Source organism: Ensifer sp. ZNC0028 (genome assembly GCF_000799055.1).
Classification (GTDB): domain Bacteria; phylum Pseudomonadota; class Alphaproteobacteria; order Rhizobiales; family Rhizobiaceae; genus Ensifer.
Genome location: NZ_JTLA01000009.1, coordinates 22,054 through 46,164 on the forward strand (window position 1 = coordinate 22,054; position 24,111 = coordinate 46,164).

General features: G+C 63.3%; 21 protein-coding genes. 11 read left to right on the plus strand and 10 right to left on the minus strand.

Features of this window, described 5'->3' with window-relative positions; translation table 11 throughout:
- The first annotated feature begins 292 nt into the window (after positions 1-292).
- From mltG to gmk, 3 genes are all read left to right on the plus strand, one after another.
- Positions 293-1,492: an endolytic transglycosylase MltG gene (mltG, locus tag L981_RS02335; protein ID WP_043611372.1), complete on the plus strand. Its 1,200-nt coding sequence runs from the start codon at positions 293-295 to the stop codon at positions 1,490-1,492.
- Between the two features lie 135 nt (positions 1,493-1,627).
- Entirely contained in the window at positions 1,628-2,515 is an 888-nt protein-coding gene (locus tag L981_RS02340; protein ID WP_043611489.1) for a YicC/YloC family endoribonuclease, read from the plus strand.
- 3 nt (positions 2,516-2,518) lie between these two features.
- A complete protein-coding gene (gene gmk, locus L981_RS02345; RefSeq protein ID WP_034803935.1) occupies positions 2,519-3,178 on the plus strand; it encodes a guanylate kinase in 660 nt (219 codons plus the stop codon).
- Between the two features lie 84 nt (positions 3,179-3,262).
- On the opposite strand, the gene rsmA is transcribed toward gmk, so the two are convergent.
- From rsmA to lptF, 6 genes are all read right to left on the minus strand, one after another.
- Positions 3,263-4,090: a 16S rRNA (adenine(1518)-N(6)/adenine(1519)-N(6))-dimethyltransferase RsmA gene (gene rsmA, locus L981_RS02350; RefSeq protein ID WP_043611375.1), complete on the minus strand. Its 828-nt coding sequence runs from the start codon at positions 4,088-4,090 to the stop codon at positions 3,263-3,265.
- Positions 4,090-5,118 carry a 4-hydroxythreonine-4-phosphate dehydrogenase PdxA gene (pdxA, locus tag L981_RS02355; protein ID WP_043611376.1) on the minus strand — a complete coding sequence of 343 codons (1,029 nt, stop codon included), beginning with the start codon at positions 5,116-5,118 and terminating at the stop codon, positions 4,090-4,092. The genes rsmA and pdxA overlap by 1 nt, the downstream gene beginning before the upstream one ends.
- A gap of 13 nt (positions 5,119-5,131) precedes the next feature.
- Positions 5,132-6,073, minus strand: coding sequence for a peptidylprolyl isomerase (locus tag L981_RS02360; protein WP_043611377.1), 942 nt, complete (start codon positions 6,071-6,073; stop codon positions 5,132-5,134).
- 184 nt (positions 6,074-6,257) lie between these two features.
- A complete protein-coding gene (locus L981_RS02365; RefSeq protein WP_043611378.1) occupies positions 6,258-8,606 on the minus strand; it encodes an LPS-assembly protein LptD in 2,349 nt (782 codons plus the stop codon).
- A complete protein-coding gene (gene lptG / locus L981_RS02370; protein ID WP_034803924.1) occupies positions 8,606-9,685 on the minus strand; it encodes an LPS export ABC transporter permease LptG in 1,080 nt (359 codons plus the stop codon). The genes L981_RS02365 and lptG overlap by 1 nt, the downstream gene beginning before the upstream one ends.
- Positions 9,682-10,851 (minus strand): LPS export ABC transporter permease LptF, encoded by a 1,170-nt coding sequence (lptF, locus tag L981_RS02375; protein WP_043611379.1) that lies wholly within the window; start codon positions 10,849-10,851, stop codon positions 9,682-9,684. Before lptF ends, lptG begins: the two co-directional genes overlap by 4 nt.
- 421 nt (positions 10,852-11,272) lie before the next feature.
- On the opposite strand from lptF, the gene L981_RS02385 reads away from it, so the two are divergent.
- Both L981_RS02385 and L981_RS02390 read left to right on the plus strand, forming a co-directional pair.
- A complete protein-coding gene (locus tag L981_RS02385) occupies positions 11,273-12,766 on the plus strand; it encodes a leucyl aminopeptidase (RefSeq protein WP_043611382.1) in 1,494 nt (497 codons plus the stop codon).
- A gap of 41 nt (positions 12,767-12,807) precedes the next feature.
- Positions 12,808-13,257 (plus strand): DNA polymerase III subunit chi, encoded by a 450-nt coding sequence (locus tag L981_RS02390; protein WP_043611384.1) that lies wholly within the window; start codon positions 12,808-12,810, stop codon positions 13,255-13,257.
- A 72-nt stretch (positions 13,258-13,329) separates the two neighbouring features.
- Here the strand turns inward: L981_RS02390 and L981_RS02395 are convergent, their stop codons facing one another.
- On the minus strand, positions 13,330-14,256 hold the full coding sequence (locus tag L981_RS02395) for a Gfo/Idh/MocA family protein (protein ID WP_043611385.1): 927 nt from the start codon (positions 14,254-14,256) through the stop codon (positions 13,330-13,332).
- Positions 14,257-14,483: 227 nt separating this feature from the next.
- On the opposite strand from L981_RS02395, the gene L981_RS02400 reads away from it, so the two are divergent.
- A complete protein-coding gene (locus L981_RS02400) occupies positions 14,484-15,326 on the plus strand; it encodes a GNAT family N-acetyltransferase (protein WP_043611386.1) in 843 nt (280 codons plus the stop codon).
- Between the two features lie 30 nt (positions 15,327-15,356).
- Here the strand turns inward: L981_RS02400 and L981_RS02405 are convergent, their stop codons facing one another.
- Positions 15,357-17,246, minus strand: a complete 1,890-nt coding sequence (locus L981_RS02405; protein WP_043611388.1) for an ABC-F family ATP-binding cassette domain-containing protein — start codon at positions 17,244-17,246, stop codon at positions 15,357-15,359.
- A gap of 311 nt (positions 17,247-17,557) precedes the next feature.
- Here L981_RS02405 and L981_RS02410 point away from each other — a divergent pair, with 311 nt between their 5' ends.
- From L981_RS02410 to L981_RS02420, 3 genes are all read left to right on the plus strand, one after another.
- Positions 17,558-17,845 carry a hypothetical protein gene (locus L981_RS02410; RefSeq protein ID WP_034803904.1) on the plus strand — a complete coding sequence of 96 codons (288 nt, stop codon included), beginning with the start codon at positions 17,558-17,560 and terminating at the stop codon, positions 17,843-17,845.
- A gap of 143 nt (positions 17,846-17,988) precedes the next feature.
- Entirely contained in the window at positions 17,989-18,264 is a 276-nt protein-coding gene (locus L981_RS02415) for a hypothetical protein (protein WP_043611390.1), read from the plus strand.
- Between the two features lie 89 nt (positions 18,265-18,353).
- A complete protein-coding gene (locus tag L981_RS02420) occupies positions 18,354-18,806 on the plus strand; it encodes a MarR family winged helix-turn-helix transcriptional regulator (protein ID WP_043611392.1) in 453 nt (150 codons plus the stop codon).
- A gap of 10 nt (positions 18,807-18,816) precedes the next feature.
- Here L981_RS02420 and L981_RS02425 read toward each other — a convergent pair whose 3' ends face one another.
- Complete coding sequence (locus L981_RS02425; RefSeq protein ID WP_043611395.1) at positions 18,817-19,890, minus strand: GGDEF domain-containing protein; 1,074 nt, start codon at positions 19,888-19,890, stop codon at positions 18,817-18,819.
- Between the two features lie 278 nt (positions 19,891-20,168).
- On the opposite strand from L981_RS02425, the gene L981_RS02430 reads away from it, so the two are divergent.
- On the plus strand, positions 20,169-22,769 hold the full coding sequence (locus L981_RS02430; protein ID WP_052201541.1) for an AMP-binding protein: 2,601 nt from the start codon (positions 20,169-20,171) through the stop codon (positions 22,767-22,769).
- On the opposite strand, the gene L981_RS02435 is transcribed toward L981_RS02430, so the two are convergent.
- Complete coding sequence (locus L981_RS02435) at positions 22,755-23,264, minus strand: DinB family protein (RefSeq protein ID WP_043611397.1); 510 nt, start codon at positions 23,262-23,264, stop codon at positions 22,755-22,757. The genes L981_RS02430 and L981_RS02435 overlap by 15 nt on opposite strands.
- Positions 23,265-23,413: 149 nt before the next feature.
- Between L981_RS02435 and L981_RS02440 the strand changes: the two genes are divergently transcribed.
- On the plus strand, positions 23,414-24,103 hold the full coding sequence (locus L981_RS02440; RefSeq protein WP_043611399.1) for a glutathione S-transferase family protein: 690 nt from the start codon (positions 23,414-23,416) through the stop codon (positions 24,101-24,103).
- The last annotated feature ends 8 nt before the right edge of the window (positions 24,104-24,111 follow it).

Consider the following 24,111-nt stretch of genomic DNA (forward strand, 5'->3'; position numbering starts at 1 on the left):
GCCATTCAGCCATTGCCTGGAACGACGGTTTGCCCGGTTTTTGCCGCGGGCCGAGGTTCCGGATTAAAGTGTCGGTCGTCCGCCGCGTTCCCTTGAACGGACGGTGATTCGACACATTTCTGTGGTTCTTCGGTGAGATTGCACCGGCCGCGGATTTTTGAGTAACTGCGGACGCCGGCCTTCTGGGCGGCACCGTTCTATAAATTTGACCTATGCCTGCCACGGTCCAGTCCGAAATTCGCACCGGAAGCAGGAAGAGAATGAGGCCGCGAATTTCGGGTTCGGGATAATCGTGAGCGACTCAAACGATAACGGCGCGGCGCAATTCGGCCGCAGTGAAAACGCGAGCAACGGACCGATCATTCCGAAATCGGCAAACGAAGCGCTGCGTCCGGAAAAGGTGCCGCAGCCGCCGAAACGATCGCGCAAAGCACGCAGCCAGGTCGTGATCTTCCTGAACTTCGTCATGACCGTCATCGTGTTTGCAGCGCTCGCCGCCGCCGGCACGGTCTATTATGCGATGCACCAGTACGAAAAGCCGGGCCCGCTGCAGGCGAACCAAAACTTCATCGTCCGCGGCGGCGCCGGCATGAGCGAGATCGCAAGCGGCCTTGAGCGCGGCAACATCATCACCGATGCGCGTGTTTTCCGTTTCGTCTCCGAAGCCTATCTCGACAACGAGACGCTGAAGGCCGGCGAATACGAGATCAAGGCAGGCTCGTCGATGCAGGAGGTCATGCAGCTCCTGAAGTCGGGCAAGTCGATCCTCTATTCCGTTTCCCTGCCCGAAGGCCTGACCGTCAAGCAGATGTTCCACAGGCTCGCCGATGATCCGGTGCTCGTCGGCGATCTGCCGTCGGAACTGCCGGCCGAAGGCTCGCTGATGCCTGACACCTACAAGTTCACGCGCGGCACCAAGCGCGGCGAGATCGTCCAGCAGATGGCCGCAGCCCAGAAGATCCTGGTCGGCCAGATCTGGGAGAAGCGCGATCCCGATCTGCCGGTTTCGACGGTGGAAGAACTTGTGACGCTTGCCTCGATCGTGGAGAAGGAAACCGGCCGCGCCGACGAGCGCCCGCGCGTCGCTTCGGTCTTCATCAACCGGCTCGACAAGGGCATGCGGCTGCAATCCGACCCGACGATCATCTATGGCATTTTCGGCGGTGACGGAAAGCCGGCGGACCGGCCGATTCTGAAGTCGGATATCGACAAGCAGACGCCGTACAACACCTATATCATCAAGGGCCTGCCGCCGACGCCGATCGCCAACCCTGGCCGTGCAGCACTGGAAGCGGTCGCCAATCCGTCACGCACGCCGGAGCTTTACTTCGTTGCCGACGGCACGGGCGGCCACGTCTTTGCCGAAACGCTCGACGAACACAATGCCAATGTCCGCCGCTGGCGCAAGGTTGAGGCGGAGCGGGCAGCCGAAGCGGCGAAGGCTGCGTCTGACGCCGGCACTGCTGAACCGGCAGCTACGCAGCCGCAATAGGCCGGCGCTCTCGCGGGCGGCAGCGCCGCCTAGCGATGCTTGCACTGTGGACGGACGAATCACGGCGCGGATATCCCTTGCGGGATGCCGCGCCGTCGCCTTATTGCTTCTGCTGAAACCGCAACGGAGGTGATGATGCCGCTCCAATCGATGACCGGCTTTGCCCGGAGAGAAGGCAGCAGCGGCCGCCGTCGTTGGGCCTGGGAGCTGCGCTCCGTCAACGGCAAGGGCCTGGATCTCAGGCTGCGCCTGCCGCAGGGGCTCGAGCGCTTCGAGCCCGAGGTGCGCAAGCTCGCAGCAGAGTATTTTTCCCGCGGCAATCTTCAGATCGGCCTCTCCGTCAGTGGCGGCGAGGCGGCCGTCGAGGCGGTGGTCAACCAGGCAGCCTTGACGGCGGTGCTGAACCTGCGCGGCCAGCTCGGTGATCTCGTCGATCCCGCGCCGCTCCGGTTCGACACGCTTCTCTCGATCCGCGGCATCGTCGACTTCCGCGAGCCGGAGGAGAGCGAAGAAGAGCGCTCGGCGCTCGACGCCGATATCCTGGCCGGGCTGGCGGGCGCGCTCGCCGATCTGCGCAAGATGCGAGAGGACGAGGGCGCGGCGCTCTGTCAGATCCTGCTGGCGCAGGTCGAGACGATCGAGCGGCTAACGGCGACGGTCGAGGCCGACCCGTCACGTAGCGCCGCGGCGATTGCCGACCGGCTGGCGCAGCAGGTGGCTCTGGTGATGGACAACGGCTCGTCGCTCGACCGGGACCGGCTCCATGCCGAAGTCGCTTTGCTCGCCACCAAGGCAGATCTTCGCGAGGAGATCGACCGGCTTGGCTCCCACATCGTTGCCGCCCGGGAGCTTCTGTCGAAGGGCGGCCCGGTCGGGCGCAAGCTCGATTTCCTCGCACAGGAATTTAACCGAGAATCAAATACGATCTGTTCCAAGTCGAACGCGGCCGCTGTGTCTGCGGCCGGCATCGAGTTGAAGGTCGTCATCGACCAGTTCCGCGAACAGGTCCAGAATCTGGAGTAAGGTATGAACCCGGCGACCCCTTCGCCCATCAAGATCGCCCGTCGTGGGCTGATGCTCGTTATTTCCTCGCCGTCGGGCGCAGGCAAGTCGACCATTGCGCGCAATCTCCTGGAAGCCGATCCGGAGATGAGCATTTCGGTCAGCGTGACGACGCGTCAGCGGCGCCCAAGCGAGATTGACGGACGGCACTATCACTTCAAGTCCATCCGCGAATTCGAGGCGCTGAGGTCCACAGACTCGCTGCTCGAATGGGCGGAGGTGCACGGCAATTTCTACGGCACGCCGCGCGACGCGGTGGAGGCGGCCATGGCCGCAGGCCGGGACATGCTGTTCGATATCGACTGGCAGGGCGCCCAGCAGCTTCAGGAAAAGATGGCGGGAGACGTCGTCTCGATCTTCATCCTGCCGCCGTCCATGGCCGAGCTGCAGTCGCGCCTGCATCGCCGGGCCGAAGACAGCGAAGAGGTGATCGCCACGCGCCTTGCCAATTCGCGCGCCGAGATCGAGCACTGGCGGGAGTATGACTACATCGTGCTCAACGACGATCTCGACCGCGCCTTTGCGTCCGTGCGGGCGATCGTCGAGGCCGAACGCCTGCGCCGCGACCGGCGCCCTGGGCTGTTCGATTTCGTCAACGGGCTGCTGACCGAAAACCCGTTCTGAGGCTTCAAAAAAGAAATGGCTCCGTGAGGAGCCATTTTTGATTCACGCTATTTGTAGCGCGCGCCTTGCGATCCAAATGTTCGCTCAGAGGCAGTTTGCCAGACGGCAGAACTCTTCCACCGAAAGCGTTTCGGCGCGTCGCTGCGGGTCGATATCGGCCTTGGCAAGCAGCGCCTCGCCGCCGAGCGGCTTCAGGCTCTGGCGCAGCATCTTGCGGCGCTGGCCGAAGGCTGCATGCGTCACCTTCTCGAAGGCTGCGACCGAGCAGGGGATCGGGTTTTCGACCGGCTCCAGATGGACCACGGAGGACGTGACCTTCGGTGGTGGCGTAAAGGCCTGCGGCGGCACGTCGAACGCCATCCGTGCGTTCGTACGCCAACCGCAGAGCACACCGAGGCGGCCATAGTGGTCGTCATCCGCGTCGGCGACGATCCTCAGGCCCACTTCGCGCTGGAACATCAGCGTCAGTGACTGCCAGAAGGGTGGCCAGCGCTCGGGCAGCAACCAGTTGACGAGCAACTGCGTGCCGACATTGTAGGGCAGGTTGGCGATGATCTTGACCGGCCCCTCATCGGCAAGCGTCTCGAAGGGCGTCTTCAGTGCGTCACCTTCGATCACCTGCAGCCGATCCGGATAATGCGCGCCGATTTCCGCAAGCGCCGGCAGGCAACGCGAGTCACGCTCGATCGCAATGACCTTCTTGGCGCCGAGCGCGAGGATGGCGCGAGTGAGGCCGCCCGGTCCGGGGCCGACCTCGATGACCGTCACGCCTTCGAGCGAACCGGCGGTCCGCGCGATCTTCTGAGTCAGGTTGAGGTCGAGCAGAAAGTTCTGGCCGAGCGCCTTCTTGGCATCGAGGCCGTGACGCTGGATGACGTCGCGTAGCGGAGGAAGACCGTCAAGGGCGGCCATCAGCGGGTATCTCCTGGCATATTGGCCGCAAGCGATGCGGCAAGGTCGAGGGCTGCCCGAAGGCTGTCGTCGCGAGCGACGCCCTTGCCGGCAAGGCTGAAGGCCGTGCCGTGGTCGGGCGAGGTGCGGATGAAGGGAAGACCGAGCGTGACGTTGACGCTATCGTCGAAGCCGAGCGCCTTGGCCGGGATCAGCGCCTGGTCGTGATACATGCAGATGGCCACGTCGTAGGTGGCGCGTGCGCGATCATGGAACATCGTATCGGCCGGCAGCGGTCCAACGGCATCGATGCCTTCAGCGCGCAGCCGGTCGATGACCGGTCGGATAACGGCGTCGTCCTCGAGCCCAAGCGCACCGTTTTCGCCGGCATGCGGGTTCAGGCCGGCGATTGCGAGCCGCGGCTGTTGAAGTCCGAAGCGATTGCGAAGGTCTGCCGCAGTAATTGCGCAGGTGCGATAGATGAGGTCCGGCGTCAGTTGCTCCGGCACGTCCTTCAAGGGGATGTGGATGGTGACGGGAACGGCACGCAGCTTCGGTCCGGCCAGCATCATCACCGGCAGAACCGGCTCGCCCGTCGCCTTTTCGGCAAGATCGGCGAGGTATTCGGTATGGCCTGGAAAGCGGAAGCCGGCGTCATAAAGAACCGCCTTGGCAATCGGGTTCGTGACCACGGCCGACGCCTGACCGGCGTTCACCAGTCGCACGGCCGTGTCGATCGCACCGATGACGGCGCTGGCATTGGCCGTGTCAGGATCACCGGCCTTGATCGGGGCAGGGCAGGTAAGCGGCAGCACCGGCAACGCCGTATCGAAGAGGGAGGGCGCACCGGCGCAATCGGTCTCGCGGATGGGCACTGTGTAGCCGAGCATCGAGGCGCGTGCGGCAAGAACCGCGGGGTCGCCGATGAAGAGGAAGGGGGCCGTCGCGTGGTCGCGGCGGCCGAGCCAGGCCGAAAGACTGATGTCCGGCCCGATACCGGCCGGGTCGCCCATGGTCAGGGCGAGGGGCCCGCCGGTTGTTTCGCGCATGGTTCCGTCGTGATTACTTGTTGACGATTTGCGCCTTCTTGCGCAGCTCTTCGAGGTACTTCTCGCTGTTCGGGTCCTCGCCGCCTTCCTTCTTCTTGCCGATATCCTCGGCGCGGAAGACGATTTCGGCGGCGGTGTCGTCGTTGACCTCACGCTTCTTGCAGATCGCCAGGTACTCGACGCCCTTCTCGGTCACGCGGGTGCCAGTGGTGCCGTTCTCGCCGGCCTTCTCGATCAGCGGCTTCCATTCGTCGGGCAACTGCTGGGCCAGCATGCGGCCGAGGCTGCGGATCGACACGTCGCGATAGTTGGCGGCAAATACCTTGGAGGTTTCGCAGCCCGGGAACTGGGCGCGCGAGGCGTTGGCTTCGGCCTGTCGCTTCGCGGTGATCGCGCCGCGCTTCTTCTCGGGAATGACGAAGATCACCTGCTGCAGAAAGTATTCGGTGGTGACAGGCTTCTGTCCGCCACCGGCCATCATGCGCTTGACGAGGTCGGCGCCCTGGAGGCGGTTGGAGCTGCCGTAGCGGAAGTTGACCGCGCGCGGCCAGCTCATCTGCACGGCGATGAACTGCTTGAAATGTTCGGCGCCGACGCCGGCCTGATCGAGAATCTTGCCGAGCTGTTCGGTCGAAAGCTTGTTGCCCGAGGCGAAGCGCGCATAGGCGGCATCGACTTCCTGGGTGCTGACGGACTGGCCGATGCGTGCGATCTCGGCCCGCTTGAGAACTTCGTCGACGAGCTGCTTCTTGGCTTCGTCGTTGCCGCCCTTCTGGCGCTGCAGGCGAAGGAAGGCCACGCGCTTGGCGATGTCGCCGGAGGTAATCACCGTGTTGTTGACCGTTACCTTGACCGTGCTCGCTGCTGCCTGAGCTCCGGAGCATACGGCAACGCTCAAGGTGCCGGCCAGAGCCAGTACCGACAGTGTCCTCAAGATCGACATTTTCCCGCCCATTATCTTTTCCTATATCCCGGACTATCACCGTCGACAGGCTTTGTCCGCCTGTCGGCCTTGCGCCGTTGCCTTATCTTGTCGGAGGGAATGCATAATACATGCGGCCAAACGATGACAAGACCGTTTGACCGTGCCGATATCGACGAATGGGCGAACTTTTGGTCCGCCCACTCGCTTGACGATATCAATAATAGTCCAGCTCTTCGAACTTGGTGTCGCCGACGTTCACGTCGCCGAGCGTACGGAAGCTGATTCTCGCGCCGATCGACCAGTCGTTCGCCACATTGGCGTCGGTATCGCGTTCCTGTTTGTAGACGATCGAGAACAGCGTGTCCTGATCGTCGTAGGTGATGCCGAAACCGTTGCGCGAGATGACATCCTTGTTGATGTCATAGGTGATCGCGCCGAACACCGACCAGTAATCATGGAACCGGTAGGCGGCAGCCGTCTGGATTTCGTCCTGGTTGGACAGAGATCCGTAGAGCGGCTGCGCTTCGATGCGCGTATAGGTCATCGCCGCCTGCCACGTCGTGCCGAGATAGCCGACGGTCGTATCGGCGCGGCGCAGCGACAGGTCCTTTTCGTCGAGGCGGCCGGAAACGCTCGCCATCAGGCCGGACGGTGCATCGATGCCGAACATGGCAACATAGTCGGAACTCCTGGTCTCGAGACCGGAATTCGCCCCGGCCTTGACCAGGTCGTCCGTCGCAAACGAGTTGAGGCCGCCCAGATGGAACGACTGGCCGACGATGCCGCGCAGGCCGTAGCCGCTGTCGAAGGTTCCGGTATAGCGGAAACCGACATTGGCGCGCGTGCCGCCCTCGATCCGGTCGAAGCCGGAGAACTTGTCGCGGTCGAAGAGGTTGGTCGCGTCGAACACGAAGCTCTGCGCGTCTTCGTTTGGCAGGCCGCCGGCATATTGCTCGTTCGGGCGTGCATAGAGCTGCGCGATCGGTTCGAGCACGTGGCTGCTGTCCTCGCCCACGAACAGAATCGGGTAGCGGGCTTCGAGACCTGCGGTCAACATGCGCCGCGTTGCCGCGTCGCTGGTGTTGAAGTCGCCGGTGTAGGCCGGACCCGGGTTGTCCATGTTCAGCCCGATGGCGTCGCCACGCGCCGCCAGCAGCGGCGTGATGACCAGACCGCCCGGAGCAATGAAGGTGCGCTTCCACTCCAGCTCGCCGGTCAGGCGGTGCGACGTGCCCTCGAGGCCACGGAAACGGGTCACGCCCGGCTGCGTGAACGCGTCGAGCCGGTTGCGCTTCACGTTCGTGAAGTTCAGCGTACCGGAAAGCTCACCGCCCAGGACGGATTCAGGCGACTTGTAGGAATAGTCGAGAACCTGTGCCGCAGGCTGCTGGTTCTCCTCGATGCTGTTGGCGTCGGCATCCTGGATGTCGAAGTAGAAGGCGCGCAGATCGAAGTAGTTCCGCTTGCCGAGCCCGCTCAGATACGCCTGGTTGACGTAGGTCGTTCCGTCGAAATTCGACAGTTCGTAGGTCTTGGCGAAGTTGGCGTCCGACTGGACGAGCACGTTCCAGCCGAAGGTCCAGCGCGGGTTGATCTCGAACTCCGCCTTCGAGGCGATCATGCCACGGTTGGTGTGCATCGCGTCGACGGTGCCAGGCGTGAACTTGCCCTTGTCGAGCTGGCTGATGCCGGCGAAGTTCAGCGTATGGAAGCCGTTGTGGAACCGCTGGCGGAATTCACCCTCCAGCAGGAAGCCCTGTCGCGTCAGGCCGGTAAGCGTTGCCGTTGCGTCCATATAGGGCGAGATCGCCCAGTAGTAGGGGACGCCGACGCCAACGCCGAGCTTCTGGGCCGAGCGGAACGTCGGGAACAGGAAGCCGCTCTTGCGCTTGACCGTATGGTCGGGCAGCTCCATGACCGGAATATAGGCGATCGGCTTGCCGAACAGTTCGAAGCGGGCGTTCTCCAGGCGGATTGTCCGCGTGCGGCCGTTCTGGATGACGCGCTGGGCCTTGATGTGCCACAGCGAGCGATGTTCCGGCTTGGTCGAGCAGGGCGTGCAGGCCGTGTAGACGGCCTCGTTCAGAATGAATTCTTCGCCGTTCCGGCGCTCGCCGCTCGTGGCAGCAAGCCGCGTCAGATCGGTGGTTTCAATGCGCATCTGATCGAGGAAGCCGTCCCCGAAATCGTCGGTGATATCCATCTTGTCGGCGTAGACGACATTGCCGCCCGGCTCGACGAACTGGATTTCGCCGGATGCATAGATGCGGCCCTTCTTCTGGTCGTACTCGACCTGGCGGGCCACCATCTTGTAGCCGCCGTAATCGATCTGCACGTTGCCGCGCACGATCACTTTTTCGGCGTCCTTGTTGTAGACGAGCTCATTGGCGGACAGAAGCAGCTTGGCGTCTTCCGGCATGTTCGGGCGCAACGAATCGAGGCGCTCCGAAGCCTGCTGCGCCATCGCTGGCGCACTCATTCCCATGGCAAGTGTCTGCAGCGCCACGCCTGCGAGCAGGGCGGCGTTGATCAGCCTTATACGTTTGCGGTTCACTACCGCCACTAGCCATCCTCCTGATTTAAAAGAATCGTCGAGCCCAGCGCCATCGCTACAACAACTGGCAACCAGGCTGCAACGAAAGGAGGCACAATGCCGCTGCTCCCGAATGCTTTGACAAGCACGGTGACGACATAAAGCACGAAGCCTGAAAGGATGCCACCGAGAATTACGGAGCGCGATTGGTTAAACCGGCTAAATTTCAGCGACACGCAAGCGGCGATCAGCGTCATGGCGACGAGCAGCAGCGGCAACGACAACATTGAGTGGAATTGGGTTTCCATGCCGTTGGTCGAAAAACCGAAGGAGCGGGCCACTTCGATCTTGCGCGGCAGGTCGAAAAACTGAATGGAATCAGCCTTTGCAAGACGTTCCTGAACAAACTCCGGCTTAAGATTGGTGGCCAGCTGTGCTGTTTTCAAACGTTGCGGAAGCTGTCCGTTGCGCGTTTCCGTGACGTCGTTAAGAAGCCAGTAACCATCTTCGAGTTTCGCCGACGCCGCATCCTGTCTCAGAATGATCGTGCCCTGTGGATCAAAGTGGATGACGGTGACGTTGAGAAGTGTCGTCCCGTTGTCCTGAACAGAGCGTGCGCCGATGATCGTGTCCGTGCCGTTATAGATCTGCCGAAGCCACGGGATCGAGCCGGCGTCGGCGTTCCGCGTGGAGCCCCATTCGGCCAAAAGCGCTTCGCCGCGCTTCGTTCCCCAGGCCGCAAGCGGGTTGAGCGCCACGACCGCCAGCACGCCGAAGAGGAAGGAGCCGAGAATGAAGGGCCGCAGGAACTGCCAGACGGAAATGCCAGCTGCGCGGGTCACGACCAGCTCGTAGCGGCGGTTGAGCGAGATCAGCGCCGCCATGGCCGAAAACAGCGCGACGAAGGGTATCGTCTGTTGAAGGATCAGCGGGATGCGAAGCGCGGTCATCAAAAGGGCGCCGGAGATGCTGTAGCGCGGCAGGTTCGCCAACCGGCTCGCCTGTTCGCTGAAGTCGATGATGAAGACCAGCGAGAAGATCCCGACGAGGAACCAGAACGTCGTGATCACATAGCGCATGAAGAAGTAGCGGCCGAGCGTGCCCATCATGACGGCTGCCCTTTCTCGGCATCGGGCCGCATCAGGCGCAGGCGAACCAGGAGCTCCTGCAGCTTTTCTTGCCCGGTCATCGGAATGTCCAGCCGCCTGTTGCTGACGAGCTGGTGAATGCAGAGCGCGCCCGCAAGCAGCGGCACCGCATACATCAAAGGTACGAACCAGACGGAGTCCTCGGCGCTGTTACCGGCGTAAAACGTCATCCAGCGGATGAGCAGCGCCATACCGAGGGCGCTGACCATCGGATGAAGCCGCGCTTCGCGGTGGGAGCGTGCGTCGCTGCTGAAGACGAGCGCGATCAGGCCAAACAGCAGGGGAAAGGTCCATTCCGTGAAGCGACGGTTGAGCTCGGCTGTAAACGCAAGCGGATTGTTCTTGTAGACATGATCCTCCGGGTCCGGATTGATCAGGCCGGGAAGGTCGCGGTCCTTAGCCCGGATGGTTGCCTCGCGCGTCGTCTTGGTCATGTCGGCAAGGTCGAAGGCGTAGGAGTCGAACTTGATGATCGACACACTGCCGTCGGGGAGCTTGCGTTGCACTTCCCCGTCTTTCATCACCAGCGCCGAGCTCTTGTCGTCGATGGCGCCTTCGCGGGCGTAGTAGACGAGTTCGAAGCTCGGATTGCGCGAATCGGCGACGAAGATGCCCTGCAGCACGCCGCCGCCCCGCCGCGCGCCAACCTGGACGTAGAGATTGTCGGCGACCTTGCGGAATGTGTTCTCCTGGACGACGGATGACAGGAGGTCGGCGTTGGCGGTTGCCAGCATCTTGCGCAGCGCCGTGCGCGAATAGGGTTCGACGAAATTGTCGACCACGAAGGAAAGCACGCTGAGGCCCAAGGCCAGGTAGATCACCGGCCGGATGATCGCCATGCGCGAACTGCCGGCGGCATTGAGCACCGTCAGCTCCGAATCGGTGTTCATCGTCGACAGCGTCTGCGTGACGCCGATCACCAGCGCAAAGGGCAGAATGATCGTGATGACGGAGGGCAGGATGAGGGTCGCCACCTTGGCGAAGGCGAACACGGACTGGCCGTTGTCGGTGACGAGGTTGACGTTGGTCAGCGCCTGAGTCGTCCAGACGATGCCGAGCAACGGCAGGAGCGTTGCGAGGAACATGATCACGGCACGCCGGAATATGTAGCGTTCGATCAGCTTCATGCCCGTGTCCGGTCCAAAATCCTGCTCATGTTTCTGTTCCGGCGGCGGTTGTCGAACCGGGTCCCGCCCATGTCCGTAAACCGAGGCCCGGTCCTTTGCCAGCCATCCCTGCTGCTCGAATTGTGTAGCAACAGGGATAATTTAAGGCGAAGAACCTCGGTTAACCGCATGTAAACATCTGCGGGCATCTTGCCAAGCGGTTGAAAAGCGAGAAGGGTGCCGGCCACAGCTTTGACGGTGGCGAACGATGCGAATATTTGCCACTGTAACCGCCCGGTAACAGGCCGGCTTGCCATGAGCCCTGCCGTGTCGCCCGGATGCGTTGTGCGGCCTCGATCCCCTTGGGCTGGCGCTCGATCCCTCGGAAAGATCCATTCGATCCAAAGGGTTGCGTCCAGACAGGAAATACCCGGAGTTTTCAATGTCGATGAAGTTTGAGTTCACCTTTGCCAAGTCCCACAAGCCGAGCGGCGGCGTCGCCGTTCTGCTGAAGACCGCGGGCGCGTCGGCGGCTGCCGGCGCCGATGTCGCCGACCCGGAGAACGTGGTGGCGAAGGCGGCGAAGATCAAGAAGTTTACCGGCAAGGCGTTCTCCACCCTCGACATCGTCGCGCCGCATGGCTCGCCCGCCGATCGAATCGTCGTGCTCGGTCTTGGAGATGCGGATGCGCTGACGGACCATGACTGGCTGAAGGCCGGCGGTAGCGTTGCAGCGAAGCTCGGCTCGGTCGACAGGGTGACGGTCTTTATCGATGCGGACGACGTCAACGTGACCGGCAAGGCGGCCGCCGACTTCGCGCTCGGCATGGAAATGAATGCCTACGCCTTCGACAGCTACAAGACCAAGAAGGCCGACGACGACGCGAAATCGTCCGGCAAGCCGACCAAGGTGACGATCGTCACCGGCACGGTCATAGCGGCGAAAAAGGCGTTCACGGCGGCGCAGGCCGTTGCCGAAGGCGTGTTTATCGCCCGCGATCTGGTGAACGAACCGGCAAACGTGCTCGGCCCGGTCGAGTTTGCCGCCAAGGCGAAGGAGCTGGAAAAGCTCGGCGTCGAGGTGGAGATCCTCACCGAAAAGGAAATGAAGAAGCTCGGCATGGGCGCGCTGCTCGGCGTCGCACAAGGGTCGAGCCGCCCGCCGCGGCTTGTCATCATGCAGTGGAAGGGCGGCAAGTCGAAGGACCGGCCGCTCGCCTTCGTCGGCAAGGGCGTCGTCTTCGATAGCGGCGGCATCTCGATCAAGCCGGCAGCCGGCATGGAGGAGATGAAGGGCGACATGGGTGGCGCCGCAGCCGTCACCGGCCTCATGCACGTGCTCGCCGCCCGTGAAGCCAAGGTCAACGCCATCGGCATCATCGGCCTTGTGGAAAACATGCCCGACGGCAGCGCCCAGCGCCCCGGCGATATCGTGACCTCCATGTCCGGCCAGACGATCGAGGTGATCAATACCGACGCCGAGGGCCGTCTCGTGCTTTGCGATGCGCTCTGGTACTGCAACGATCGCTTCAAGCCGCAGGCGATCATCGACCTTGCAACGCTGACCGGCGCCATCATGGTGGCGCTCGCGACGCATCATGCCGGCCTGTTCTCCAACGATGACCGCCTGGCGGGGCAGCTTCTTGCCGCCGGCATCGCGACGCACGAGCCCCTGTGGCGGATGCCCCTCGGCCGGGAATACGACAAGATGATCGACAGCAAGTTCGCCGACATGAAGAACACCGGCGGCCGCCACGGCGGCGCGGTGACCGCGGCGCAATTCCTCAAGCGTTTCGTCAAGGACACGCCCTGGGCGCATCTCGACATCGCCGGTACCGCCATGGGCGCGCCGACCGACGAGGTCAACCAGTCCTGGGGCTCGGGCTTCGGCGTGCGGCTGCTCGATGAACTGGTGCGGGCGAGCTACGAGGCCTGATCGCCAATGCCGGACGTGACACAAGGCGGGAAGAAGTCGGCATGACCGAGATCCTGTTCTATCACCTGACGGAATCGAAGCTGGAAGACGCACTGCCGCCATTGCTCGACAAGAGTGTCGAGCGTGGCTGGCGGGTGGTCGTGCAGACGATCGATGCCGAGCGGCGCGACGCGCTCGACACGCATCTCTGGGTCTATCGCGACGAGAGCTTCCTGCCGCATGGCACCGACGCCAGCGATTTTGCGGCGGACCAGCCGGTATTGCTCGTCGCTGACGACGGTAACGCCAATGCGGCGACGGTGCGTTTCGTCATCGATGGCGCGAGCCCGCCTGACGTTTCGGCCTATGAGCGCATCGTCTTCATGTTTGACGGCTACGACCAGGAGCAGCTGGAAGGCGCGCGCGGTCATTGGAAGCGGCTGAAGGGCGAGGGGCACACCTTGACCTATTGGCAGCAGAACCGCGATGGCCGCTGGGAAAAGAAGGCCTGAGTTTACAAGCGTTGCGACAAAAAAGCCCGCGGCCGAGACCGCGGGCTTTTTGTTTCCGGCCTGTCCGGAAGATCAGTCGTGGAAAGCCTCGACGAACTTGCGTTTGCCGAGCATGAAGGCATCGGCGACGTGGCGAAGCGGCGCCAGGTCGACGTCGGACTTCCCGGCTTTGACGATTTCGGCGAAGCGCCGATAGAGCATCGGATATTCCTGCTCCGGCTCCTCGTGCACGAGCTTGCCGTCGATGGAGAGCTTGGCGCCGCCCTCGGACAGCACCATCTCGCCACCCGCCGTGCGGGCCACAATGTCCCAGCTCTGCTTGCCGGTCTGGCGCCAGTCGAATTCCGCTGCGACCGGCAGCTTCTGGCCGTCGGTGAACGTGATGCTGGCGGCGATCGGCGCATCGCGATTCTCGGGGAATTCGAGCACAGCCGAGGTTACGAACAGCGGCCGCGGCAGGATGTGGGTGACGATCGACAACGCGTTGATGCCCGGATCGAAGATCCCGAGGCCGCCGGCCGCCCAGATCCATTCCTGGTTTGGATGCCAGTGGCGCACGTCTTCCTTCCAGATGACCTGGACATCCTTGATCGTCGTGCTTGCCAGGAAGGACTTTGCCGCTTCCACCGCCGGCGCGTAGCGGGAGTGCCAGCTTGCAAACAGCGACAGCCCCCTCGATGCGGCCAGCGCCTCGAGGTCCGCCACTTCGCTGAGGGTGGCGCCCGGCGGCTTTTCCAGGAACACGTGCTTGCCGGCGTCGAGTGCGACGCGCGCCGCCTCGTAGCGATACTGCGGCGGCATGCAGAGCGACACGGCTTCGATCGCAGGCACAGCTTGGAGCATTGCCTCGATAGACTTGAAATTGTCGATGCCATCGACCGTCCCATGCCGGCTCGCGGCGGCAATCAGCTGGTAGTCGCCGTTCTTGGCGATCGCTGGCAGGTGCTGGTCGCGAACGATCTTGCCGATGCCGACAAGCGCTATTTTGATGGGGGCCATGGTGTTCCGCTCGATTTGTATGACTTATTGTCGGTTCTTGTAGCAGATTGCGCACCGGGAGCAAGCGGCCGCCCACCGGCCAGACGAGGACATCTATGTCGACGAAATCGACAGATTGTCATTCCCTCTCAACGCCGCCGCACTAACTTTACCGGCGGACGTGCGGTGCCCTCCCGTCAGCCAGAAGGACGATGGGGCGGTCTCACCGCTTGAAAGGGGAGTGAACGATGCAGCAGCAGATCCGTCGGGCAAGCCGAGCCGACCTCGACGTCATGATCGAGTGGGCCGCGGAGGAGGGGTGGAACCCCGGTCTCGGCGACGCAGTGCCTTTTTGGGCGGCCGACCCGGAGGGGTATTGGGTAGCGGATGGAGAGGAGGGGCCGGTCGCAGCGATCTCGCTGGTGCGATACAACGAAAATTACGGCTTTCTCGGCTTCTACATCACCCGGCCGGATCACCGTGGCAGGGGCATCGGCCGGCAGCTGTGGCAACAGGCGATCTCGGCTGCCGATCGGCGCATCGTCGGCCTGGACGGTGTGGTCGCGCAGCAGGAGGGCTATAGCCGGTCGGGCTTCGCCTACGCCCACGCGAATATCCGCTACGGCGGCATCATCGACGTGGTCGAGCCGCCGGGCGCAGATCTCCTTGAGGTCGCGCCGGTGCATATGCCGCTCCTCGTCGACTATGATCGACGTTTCGTCCCGGCGCGTCGCGAAGTTTTTCTGCGCGAGTGGCTGAAGTCGAGCGACGGGCGGCGCAGCGTCTTGCTGCTGCGCGACGGCGCGGTTGCGGCCTACGGGACGATCCGGGCCTGCCGTAACGGCTTCAAGATCGGGCCGCTGTTTTCTGATACCGAGACCGGTGCCGACCTTGTCTTTCGAAAGCTTGCCGCCGGCGTCAACGGCAGTGAAGTCTACCTCGACATCCCCGAACCGAACGCCTCGGCCAAGGCACTTTGCGATCGCTACAATCTGAAGCCCGTGTTTGAAACCGCGCGCATGTATCGTGGACCGGATCCCGGTTTACCGCTGGCGCGGATCTACGGAATCACCAGCTTCGAGCTGGGGTGACGGAGGCGAGGCGACCGCCGGGCCGGCTTATCAGCCGGCCATCGCGTCTTCATATTCTGCGGAAAGCTCGAGCCATTGTTCTTCGGCGTGGGCGAGTTTTGTTGCCGCATCGGAGCGTTCCTTGGCCTTCTGCGCAGCCTTGGCCGGCGACTTTTCGTAGAGCGCCGGATCGGCAAGTTCCACATCAAGTGCCTGAATCAGTTTCTCCAGCTTTCCGGTCAAGGATTCGATTTCATTGATCTTCTTGCGGAGCGGTGCCAGCGAGGCACGCTTGTCGGCATTGACCTTGCGCTGGTCCGCCTTCGAAAGACTGTCATCGACGCCCGTCGGCCTCGGCTTCTCGTCCTTCGCCTTGGGGCCGCCGACGATCAGGCTGCGGTAATCCTCAAGGTCGCCGTCATAGCTCGTCACGGTACCGTCGCGCACCAGCCACAGCCGGTCGGCCGTCGCCTCGATCAGGTGCCGGTCGTGCGAGATCAGGATCACGGCACCGGAATAGTCGTTGAGCGCGGTGATCAGCGCGTTGCGGCTGTCGATGTCGAGGTGGTTGGTCGGCTCGTCGAGGATCAGGAGGTTCGGCGCGTCGAAGGCTGCAAGCCCCATCAGCAGCCGCGCCTTTTCACCGCCGGAGAGATCCTTGGCGGGCGTTTCCATTTTTTCCGTCGCGAGCCCCATCTGCGCCACGCGCGAGCGCACCTTTGCTTCGGGTGCTTCGGGCATGCGTCGCCGCACATGTTCGACGGCGCTCTGGGTGGGGATCAGGTCGTCGAGCTGGTGCTGGGCGAAGAAGCCGACCTTGAGGTTCGGCGCAATCTTCAATTCGCCCGCCTCTGGCGCAAGGCGACCCGAGATGAACTTGGCGAAGGTGGATTTGCCGTTGCCGTTGGAACCGAGCAGCGCGATGCGGTCGTCCGTATCGATCCGGAGGTTCAAGCGCTTGAGGATCGGCTTGCCCGGCTCGTAGCCGACGGTGCCGCCGGTGACGGCGATGATCGGCGAGGCGGCTTCCTTCTCGGGGTCAGGGAAGGAGAAGCCCTGGACATGGTCTTCGATCACGGCCGCAATCGTGCCCATGCGCTCCAGCGCCTTGACGCGGCTTTGCGCCTGGCGCGCCTTGGTGGCCTTGGCCTTGAAGCGGTCAATGAAGCTCTGCAGGTGCTTACGAGCCGCGTCGTTCTTGGCTTTCGCCTTCATCTGCAGTTCGTCGGCTTCCGCCTTCTGCCGCTCGAACTGGTCGTAGGGGCCGCGATAGAAGGTGAGCTTCTTCTGGTCGAGATGCACGATGGCGTTGACCGCGGTGTTCAAGAGGTCGCGGTCGTGGCTGATGATGATGACCGTGTGCGGATAGCGGCGGATGTAATCCTCCAGCCACAGCGTGCCTTCGAGGTCGAGATAGTTGGTCGGCTCATCGAGCAGCAGCAAATCCGGCTCGGAAAAGAGCACGCCCGCAAGCGCCACCCGCATCCGCCAGCCACCGGAAAACGACGAGGCGGGACGCAGCTGCGCTTCGTGGTCGAAGCCGAGGCCGGCGAGAATGCTCGCAGCACGCGCTTCGGCCGAGTGGGCGCCGATGTCGGCAAGCCGGGTTTGGATCTCGGCAATCCGGTGCGGATCGGTCGCGGTCTCGGCTTCGGCGACCAGCGCAGTGCGCTCCTTGTCCGCCTTGAGCACGATCTCGATCAGCGGTTCTTCTGTGCCGGGCGCTTCCTGCGCGACCTGGCCGATGCGCGCGTTCTTGGGTAGCGCGATCGTGCCCGCTTCCGACGCGAATTCGCCGGTTATGATGCGAAACAGCGTGGACTTGCCGGCGCCGTTTCGGCCCACGAGCCCCGCCTTCGTGCCCGCCGGAAGCGTCACGGATGCGTTTTCGATGAGGAGACGTCCCGCGATGCGGGCGGAAAGGCCGGAAATCTGGATCATTGCGGCCTTTTGCCCGGACTTGGCCTTGAAGGCAAGAGGCGTCGGTGTGCAGCTGCCACCGCTGTGGCGGTCCGGGAATTCAAGAGGCCATTGTTATCGATTTTTGAACAAGGCGTTCCGACTATCGATACTACACATCCTCATCGTGAGGGACCATTTCAATAACGGAAGGGCGGGGAACGCTCTTCTGACCGCCTCGATCGACCGAACGCCAGTGGCAGAGGCCCCGCGTTCCGAGGGACGACCGATCCGGCCAAGGACATTTTGATGAAACCTCGTTCAGCCGAACGAGCCTCCCAGGAGTGAAGACCATGAAAACCGCTATCCAGACCGCTCTTTCCGCCGCTCTCGTTGCAACCGCTATCCTCGGTGGCGCTTCCGCTGCCTTCGCCGGCGGCAGCTACTATGAAGGTGTCAGCCCGACGCCGCTCTACACCGAGCGCACGCCTGCCGTTACCGGCAAGTCGTCCTTCACCATCGGCAGCTCCGAAGCCGGCTATGTCGATCGCACCAACACCGGCTCGGTCGCAAACTTCAGCGTCGCGCCGAAGAGCGTGATCGGCGGCGAAGGCGAATACTACCAGGGCATTTCGCGCTAACCGCGATGAATGAGGGGGCGCGGGCTTTCGCCCGCACCCCATTTCAAGGGATTTGATGGATCACCGTGATGATCCTATGAGGCGATCCCAAGCGCCTAGAGGGGCTGAGCCCCAACCTTACATCTCCACCAAGGAACAGATCGATGAAGAAGTCCTTTGCCGCAGTTCTCATTGCGGCCGCCATGCTCGGTGGCGCGTCTGCGGCCGTTGCCGGCGGCAGCTACTATGAGGGTGTGAGCTCCACGCCGCTCTTTACCGGTCGCGCCGAGGCTTCGGCCGGCGCCGGTGTGTCCGCGACCGCAAGCCGCGGCGATTATTATGCCGGCATTGAAGACAAGACCGTCGACACGACGGCAACCGGCGCGATCGCCAATGGCGGCGCCAAGGCTTTCGGCCAAGCCGACGAAAACAAGCAGTAAGTCACGCCAAACGGTTGACCGAACAACCCGGTCCCGCCACGCGGGGCCGGGTTGTTTCGTTTTGGCGTTGCCAAGTGAGGTACATTGCCATGACAGAAAAAGTCGAAGTCGCCGAGCGGCTCTTCGAGCTCTACCACCGCGTTCATCGCCTGGTGAATGCGTCCATGTCGGAGGAAGGCGTTTCGCTCGCGCGCAGCAAGTTCCTGTTTTATCTGAACACGCTTGGCCCCTGTCGCTGCGCGGATATCGCCGCTGCGCTCGGCTTTGCGGCCAGAACCGTCACCGAAGCGATCGACGGCCTAGAGCGGGACGGGATGGTCCTGCGCGAACCGGATCCGGAAGACCGCCGCGCGAAGATCATCTCGATCACCGATCGCGGCCGGCTGGCGCTGGAGGCGGCACTGCAGCCGCGACATCGCACGATCGATGAACTGTTCTCGGCGCTCGACGATTGCGAACGCACGGAACTCTTTCGCCTGCTCGGCTGTCTGCGCGAGAAGGCGTCGGAGATCGACGACAGCCGTCAGCCGGTCGCCGCCTGAGGCAAGATCGTCAGGCGGCGCTCTGGCCGTAGGGCCTGCCGCGGCCGAGGGCCGCCGAATAGCAGAGGATGCCGGCGCCATCGCGGGCGCCGGTAAGGGCCTGTTCCGCCTGGGACAGCAGATCGGCGCTGGTCGATGCCGGTTGCGCAAGGGTAATACCGGCCGCAAGCGAAAGCGTCTCGGCGGTGTGCGCCCGTCCGGGGAGGGTGACTGTCAGCTCCTGCACGGACTGCCGCAGCCGCCGGGCAATGGCCTCGGCATTTTCGGCGCTGACATCGCGGCACAGGAAGGCAAACTCCTGCTGGCCAACGCGAGCGACGAAATCGTCCTTCTTGATCGACTTGCGAAACAGCGCCGAGAGCTTGGCAAGCGCCTTCGCGGCAGCCGTGCCGCCGTGGTGCTCCGCCACCTCACGCAGCCCCTCCACCGAAACGAGAAGCAGGGCGACCGGCTGGTCCGTCCGCTCCGTTTCGAGGATCGAGTCGAGCTTGGTCGTCAGCGCCACGCGGTTTGGCAGGCCCGTGGCCGGGTCGCGGGTCAGGGATCGCCGGCTTTCGGCAAGCTCGCCTTCGAGTTCGGCGAGATGTGTCATGCTGGTTTCCAGCGCCTGCTGGAGAGCGCCTTCTTCATTGGTCAGACGACCGGCCGCTTCCCGCAGTCGCGCGGCGTCGTCGGCGAATTCGGACATGCCAGCAACGGGGTCAGTGGCCAGGCGCCCGGCGAAATGATCGAGTTCATCCTTGAAGCTCTGCTTCTGCAACAGGGAGAGCCTGAGCTTTTCGGCGATCTCGGCTAGCGCTTGCTGGCCGGCGGCTCTCGCCCGGTCTGCGGCAAGTGCTGCATGGGAGACGAGGTGATGCCTCAGGCCCACGGCATCCAGCGCATCCTGCTGCGGATTGTTTCCGAGCGCGGCGAGTTCCCGGGAAAGCTGCGGCAGGCGGCCGGACAGTGCCTCGTAGAAAAGCTCGTAGTTGCGGGGCAGGGCCGCGATCCCGTGCGCCGACATCGCATGCGCCACCTTCAGAATGATCGCCGCCTGCCTCGCCTGCGTTCGGCTGGCATCCGCTGGAACTTGCCTGTTCATTCTGTCTTGGCCCCCGCTGCCATCTCGATCTCTCGCTCGATAAGCCGCCACTATGAGAAGGCCGCATTTAAGGGAGTCTGAAGATTTCGGGCCGCGGGCGATTCCCGCCCGGTATGGTTGCTAAATTCCATCCGCCCGCGGTGGTTCGCAACCGCATGTCGCAGGGCAATGGATGGTCGTCAACCGTCGCCATCTTTATACTTGACGCCTTTAGTCACCAATTATATTCGGCGCTGCTAAATCGGGCATCGAGCCCGGGCAAACAGCGACGGTCAAGCATGTCCCTCTCGTTCATTGCGGATCTGGCAAAATGGGGCGATCGGCCGGCGCTGGTGTTTTCCGCGCAACGGATCGTCACCTATCGCGAACTCCTCGAGCGGGTGACCCGCCAGGCGCTTGCCTTTCGCGGCCCGCGCGGGCTGGTGACGATCGAGGCCGAGCTTTGCGAACACGCGATTGTCGCCTATCTGGCAGCGCTCGCCGCCGGGCATGCCGTCGCCATGCAGGTCCCGAAGAAAGGTGCAGCCGGATCCTGGGTCGATGCCTTCGAGCCAGACTTCGGCTTCCGTCGCATCGATGGCCGCTGGCGCACGGAGCATCTGCGACAAGGCGACAGGGCGCCCCATGACGAACTCGCCGTCATGCTCTCGACCTCGGGCAGTACCGGTTGCGGCAAGGCCGTGCGCCTCTCGCGGGAAAACGTTTCGGCCAACGCGGTGGCGATCGCGGACTATCTGGGCCTGACGGCGGAAGATCGCGGTTGCCTGATCCTGCCCCTCCATTATTCCTACGGCCTGTCGGTGCTGAATTCTCACCTCGCCGTTGGCGCCAGCCTCCATATTCCCGGCGGCTCCATCCTCGATGCCGGTTTTCTCGATGGCCTGGCGGAAAGCGGCAGCACGAACCTTTCGGGCGTACCCTATTCCTACGAGCTGCTGGAAAGGGTGGGCTTCCGCGATCGGCGGTTCCCACACCTGCGTTTCATGACCGTTGCCGGTGGCCGTTTGAGCCCTGGTGTCATCCGTCTCTACAACGAGCACCTCGGCACCCAGGGGGCGGCTTTCTTCGCCATGTACGGCCAGACCGAAGCCACCGCCCGCATCGCCTATGTGCCGCCGGCTGAGCTTGCCGGCAACGAGGACAGGATCGGCGTCGCCATTCCCGGTGGACGCCTTCTGATCGAAAACGAGAGCGGCGTGCCGATCGAAAGCGACGGCGTGGCCGGCGAGCTGGTCTATCGTGGCCCGAACGTCATGATGGGCTATGCCACGTCTCGGAACGATCTTAGCCGCGGTGCCGATCTTGGCGAACTGCGCACCGGCGATCTTGCAATGCGCCATGCCGACGGCTTGTTCCAGATCGTTGGCCGGATGAAGCGCATCTCCAAGATCGCCGGGCTCAGGATCGCGCACGACGTTCTGGAAGCGGGGCTCGAAGCGCGCGGCATCACCGCTGCCGTCGTCGGCGACGATGCCGGGCTTCACGCCTTTTATGCCGGTAGCCGCGATGGCGAAGAGATCAGACGGTACCTGGCGCAGGCTAGCGGGCTGACCTTGGCGCACCTGAAGGCGACGCCCCTTGCCGAGATGCCGCGGCTTGCCAGCGGCAAGATCGACTACAACGCGCTGAACATGGCGGCCCGCCAGGCGGTGGCCAGCGGCGATGATGAAAACGGCGGGATCGAAGGACTCTTCGCCCAGGTCTTCTATCCGAAGCGGGTCAAGCGGTCCGACAGCTTTGTCTCGCTCGGTGGTGATTCCCTGCGCTTCGTTCAGCTGTCGATCGGCCTGGAAAAGGCGCTCGGACAAGTTCCGGATGCCTGGGAGACCTTGCCGATCGCCACGCTATCGCTCCAGGAACGGCGTGAGACCACCACGCGGCGGATCGGCACGGACCTCTTGGTCCGCGCGCTTGCCATTTTTCTGGTCGTCCTGCACCACGAGCTCCTGTGGCCGATCCCCGGCGGGTCGGCGGCCATGGTCGTCCTCGCCGGTTTCAGCCTCGCACGCTTCCAGATGGGGCCGCTGCTTGCAGGCGACGGCTGGGCGATCCTGCGGCCGCTCACGCAGGTGCTGATCCCCTATTACCTGATCGTTGCGGTTTATGCGGTTGCCTGGGGAGAGGTGCCCTGGGCCTCGGTCTTCCTCGTCGGCAATTTCGGCCTGGCCCTGCCGGAGACACACGGCATGGTGCCCTATCTCTACTGGTTCATCGAAGCCTATTGCCAGATGATGCTCGTCTTCGTCGGGCTCTTTGCCATCCCGCAGTTCCGGCGGTTCGTGTCGGCACGACCATTCGCTGCCGGCATGGCCCTGCTGCTGGCCGCGCTTGTCGCCCGGCTGGCGCTGCCGCTCGTCTGGCCGATCGGCAACCGCCAGATCTTCACGCTGCCATGGATTTTCTATCTCGCCGTTATCGGCTGGTGCACTGCCGTTGCCGAAACGGCCAGGCAACGGCTGCTGCTGATGCTGACTGGGACCGCCGCCTTCCTGTTCTTCGGTCTCTACGAAGGGGTCTGGATCGGCACGAAGATCAAGTATCTCCTGCAGATCTGCGTCCTGGCAGCGCTGCTTTACCTTCCGCGCGTCAGTCTGCCGCGCTGGTCGGCCCAGCTCATCTTGCCCCTGTCGGCGGCGGGCTTCCACATCTACATCCTGCACCGCTTCGTGCCGGAATTGCTGATCTTGCCGTTGCAGCCGGCCTTGCCGCCGGCTGCTTTTTCGCTGCTGTCGATTGTTGGCGGCGTCGCGCTCGGGCTTGCCGCGTGGTTCGGCCAGCGCCAGCTCCTGAAGGCGCTCGCCGCGTGGCGAGGGCGTGAGATCCGGCCACTGCGGCTGTTCGGCATCGAGGCGTTGCGCTCGCCGCTACGCCCACTGTGACCCTTGCGTCCTTAGAAACTGGGCGAGGTCCAGTATCAGCGACGGGCGCCCGAGCGCGGTGAGCGTCGCGTGCGCCTGACCGCGATGGTGGGTCTGGTGGTTGAAGAAGTGCCCGAGCGTCGGCGCCAGCTTCTGCGTGACGGCCGTCGGATTGGTGAGCGTCTTGTAGCTGAGCACAGCGCCAAGGCGCGCCTCGCTGAGGCTATCGATCCAGGCAATGATGCGTTCGTCCTCGACCGCCCGCGCGGCGGTGAGGGCGGCGAGGTCCTCGTGCAGGGTCGTATCGAGCGAAGGCGGGGTATCACCTTCGCCCGTGAAGCGCTTCATCCAGATGCGGTCGGCAACGAGGATATGATTGAGGGTGGAAAGCAGCGAGCCGAAAAAGGCGCCGCGGTTTTCCCGCAGTTCGGCATCGGTCAGTTCCGCAGCGGCGGCATAGACGAGGCGGTTCGCCCAGCGGTTATAGTCGGCGAACATGCGAAAGTGATCGAGCATCGGCTACCTTTCTGGTGGCTGCTGTTTGCGGGTGGTGACGCTAACCCGGAACCGCATTCCTGTGGCTGATATCATTCATGAAATTTACTGATTTGATGACGCGGCGGATATGTCGTTCAAGGGGATGACAATCGTCCCGGAGGGTTCGCATGACAAGAAAGCTCTATTCGCTGTGTGGGTCCGACAGGGCGCGTCCCTTCTCGCCGCATGTGTGGAAGATCGCGATGTCGCTGGCCCACAAGGGGCTCGACTTCGACACCGTGCCGATCGGGTTCACCGAAATCCGGGCGGTCGAGGACGGTGCGACGAACCTGGTTCCGTTGCTGCGGGACGGTGAAACGCTGGTGAAGGACAGCTTCGAGATCGCCCTCTATCTCGAACGAACCTATGCGGACCGGCCGGCGCTCTTCGCCGGCGAGGGGGCGAAGGCGATCTCGCGCTTCGTCGAGGGCTGGTCGCAGACGACCCTGCACCCGGCCATCACCCGCATCATCATAAGGGATATTCACGACCGGCTGGATCCCGTCGATCAGGCCTATTTCCGCGAGAGCCGGGAAAAGCGCTTCGGCACATCGCTCGAAGCGGTGGCCGAAAGTGGCGGACCCTCGCTCGCAACCTTCTCGGAAAAGCTCGAGCCTTTGCGCCATCTGCTGAAGTTTCAGGACTTTCTGGGTGGTGCAACGCCGCTTTTCGCCGACTACATCGTCTTCGGGGCGTTTCAGTGGGCGCGCATCGTTTCGCCGCAACGCCTGCTTCAGCCGGGTGACGCCGTCACCGCCTGGTTCGAACGCTGCCTCGATCTCCATGACGGGCTCGGGCGCAGTGTGACGGCTGCGTGAAACCCGCC

What these genes read in the sequence shown, in the direction of transcription:
- L981_RS02340 (WP_043611489.1), top strand. Translation starts at nt 1,628, where the DNA reads ATGCCGCTCCAATCGATGACCGGCTTTGCCCGGAGAGAAGGCAGCAGC.
- gmk (WP_034803935.1), top strand. Translation starts at nt 2,519, where the DNA reads ATGAACCCGGCGACCCCTTCGCCCATCAAGATCGCCCGTCGTGGGCTG.
- rsmA (WP_043611375.1), bottom strand. Translation starts at nt 4,090, where the DNA reads ATGGCCGCCCTTGACGGTCTTCCTCCGCTACGCGACGTCATCCAGCGT.
- pdxA (WP_043611376.1), bottom strand. Translation starts at nt 5,118, where the DNA reads ATGCGCGAAACAACCGGCGGGCCCCTCGCCCTGACCATGGGCGACCCG.
- L981_RS02360 (WP_043611377.1), bottom strand. Translation starts at nt 6,073, where the DNA reads ATGGGCGGGAAAATGTCGATCTTGAGGACACTGTCGGTACTGGCTCTG.
- lptG (WP_034803924.1), bottom strand. Translation starts at nt 9,685, where the DNA reads ATGATGGGCACGCTCGGCCGCTACTTCTTCATGCGCTATGTGATCACG.
- lptF (WP_043611379.1), bottom strand. Translation starts at nt 10,851, where the DNA reads ATGAAGCTGATCGAACGCTACATATTCCGGCGTGCCGTGATCATGTTC.
- L981_RS02385 (WP_043611382.1), top strand. Translation starts at nt 11,273, where the DNA reads ATGTCGATGAAGTTTGAGTTCACCTTTGCCAAGTCCCACAAGCCGAGC.
- L981_RS02390 (WP_043611384.1), top strand. Translation starts at nt 12,808, where the DNA reads ATGACCGAGATCCTGTTCTATCACCTGACGGAATCGAAGCTGGAAGAC.
- L981_RS02395 (WP_043611385.1), bottom strand. Translation starts at nt 14,256, where the DNA reads ATGGCCCCCATCAAAATAGCGCTTGTCGGCATCGGCAAGATCGTTCGC.
- L981_RS02400 (WP_043611386.1), top strand. Translation starts at nt 14,484, where the DNA reads ATGCAGCAGCAGATCCGTCGGGCAAGCCGAGCCGACCTCGACGTCATG.
- L981_RS02405 (WP_043611388.1), bottom strand. Translation starts at nt 17,246, where the DNA reads ATGATCCAGATTTCCGGCCTTTCCGCCCGCATCGCGGGACGTCTCCTC.
- L981_RS02410 (WP_034803904.1), top strand. Translation starts at nt 17,558, where the DNA reads ATGAAAACCGCTATCCAGACCGCTCTTTCCGCCGCTCTCGTTGCAACC.
- L981_RS02415 (WP_043611390.1), top strand. Translation starts at nt 17,989, where the DNA reads ATGAAGAAGTCCTTTGCCGCAGTTCTCATTGCGGCCGCCATGCTCGGT.
- L981_RS02420 (WP_043611392.1), top strand. Translation starts at nt 18,354, where the DNA reads ATGACAGAAAAAGTCGAAGTCGCCGAGCGGCTCTTCGAGCTCTACCAC.
- L981_RS02425 (WP_043611395.1), bottom strand. Translation starts at nt 19,890, where the DNA reads ATGAACAGGCAAGTTCCAGCGGATGCCAGCCGAACGCAGGCGAGGCAG.
- L981_RS02430 (WP_052201541.1), top strand. Translation starts at nt 20,169, where the DNA reads ATGTCCCTCTCGTTCATTGCGGATCTGGCAAAATGGGGCGATCGGCCG.
- L981_RS02435 (WP_043611397.1), bottom strand. Translation starts at nt 23,264, where the DNA reads ATGCTCGATCACTTTCGCATGTTCGCCGACTATAACCGCTGGGCGAAC.
- L981_RS02440 (WP_043611399.1), top strand. Translation starts at nt 23,414, where the DNA reads ATGACAAGAAAGCTCTATTCGCTGTGTGGGTCCGACAGGGCGCGTCCC.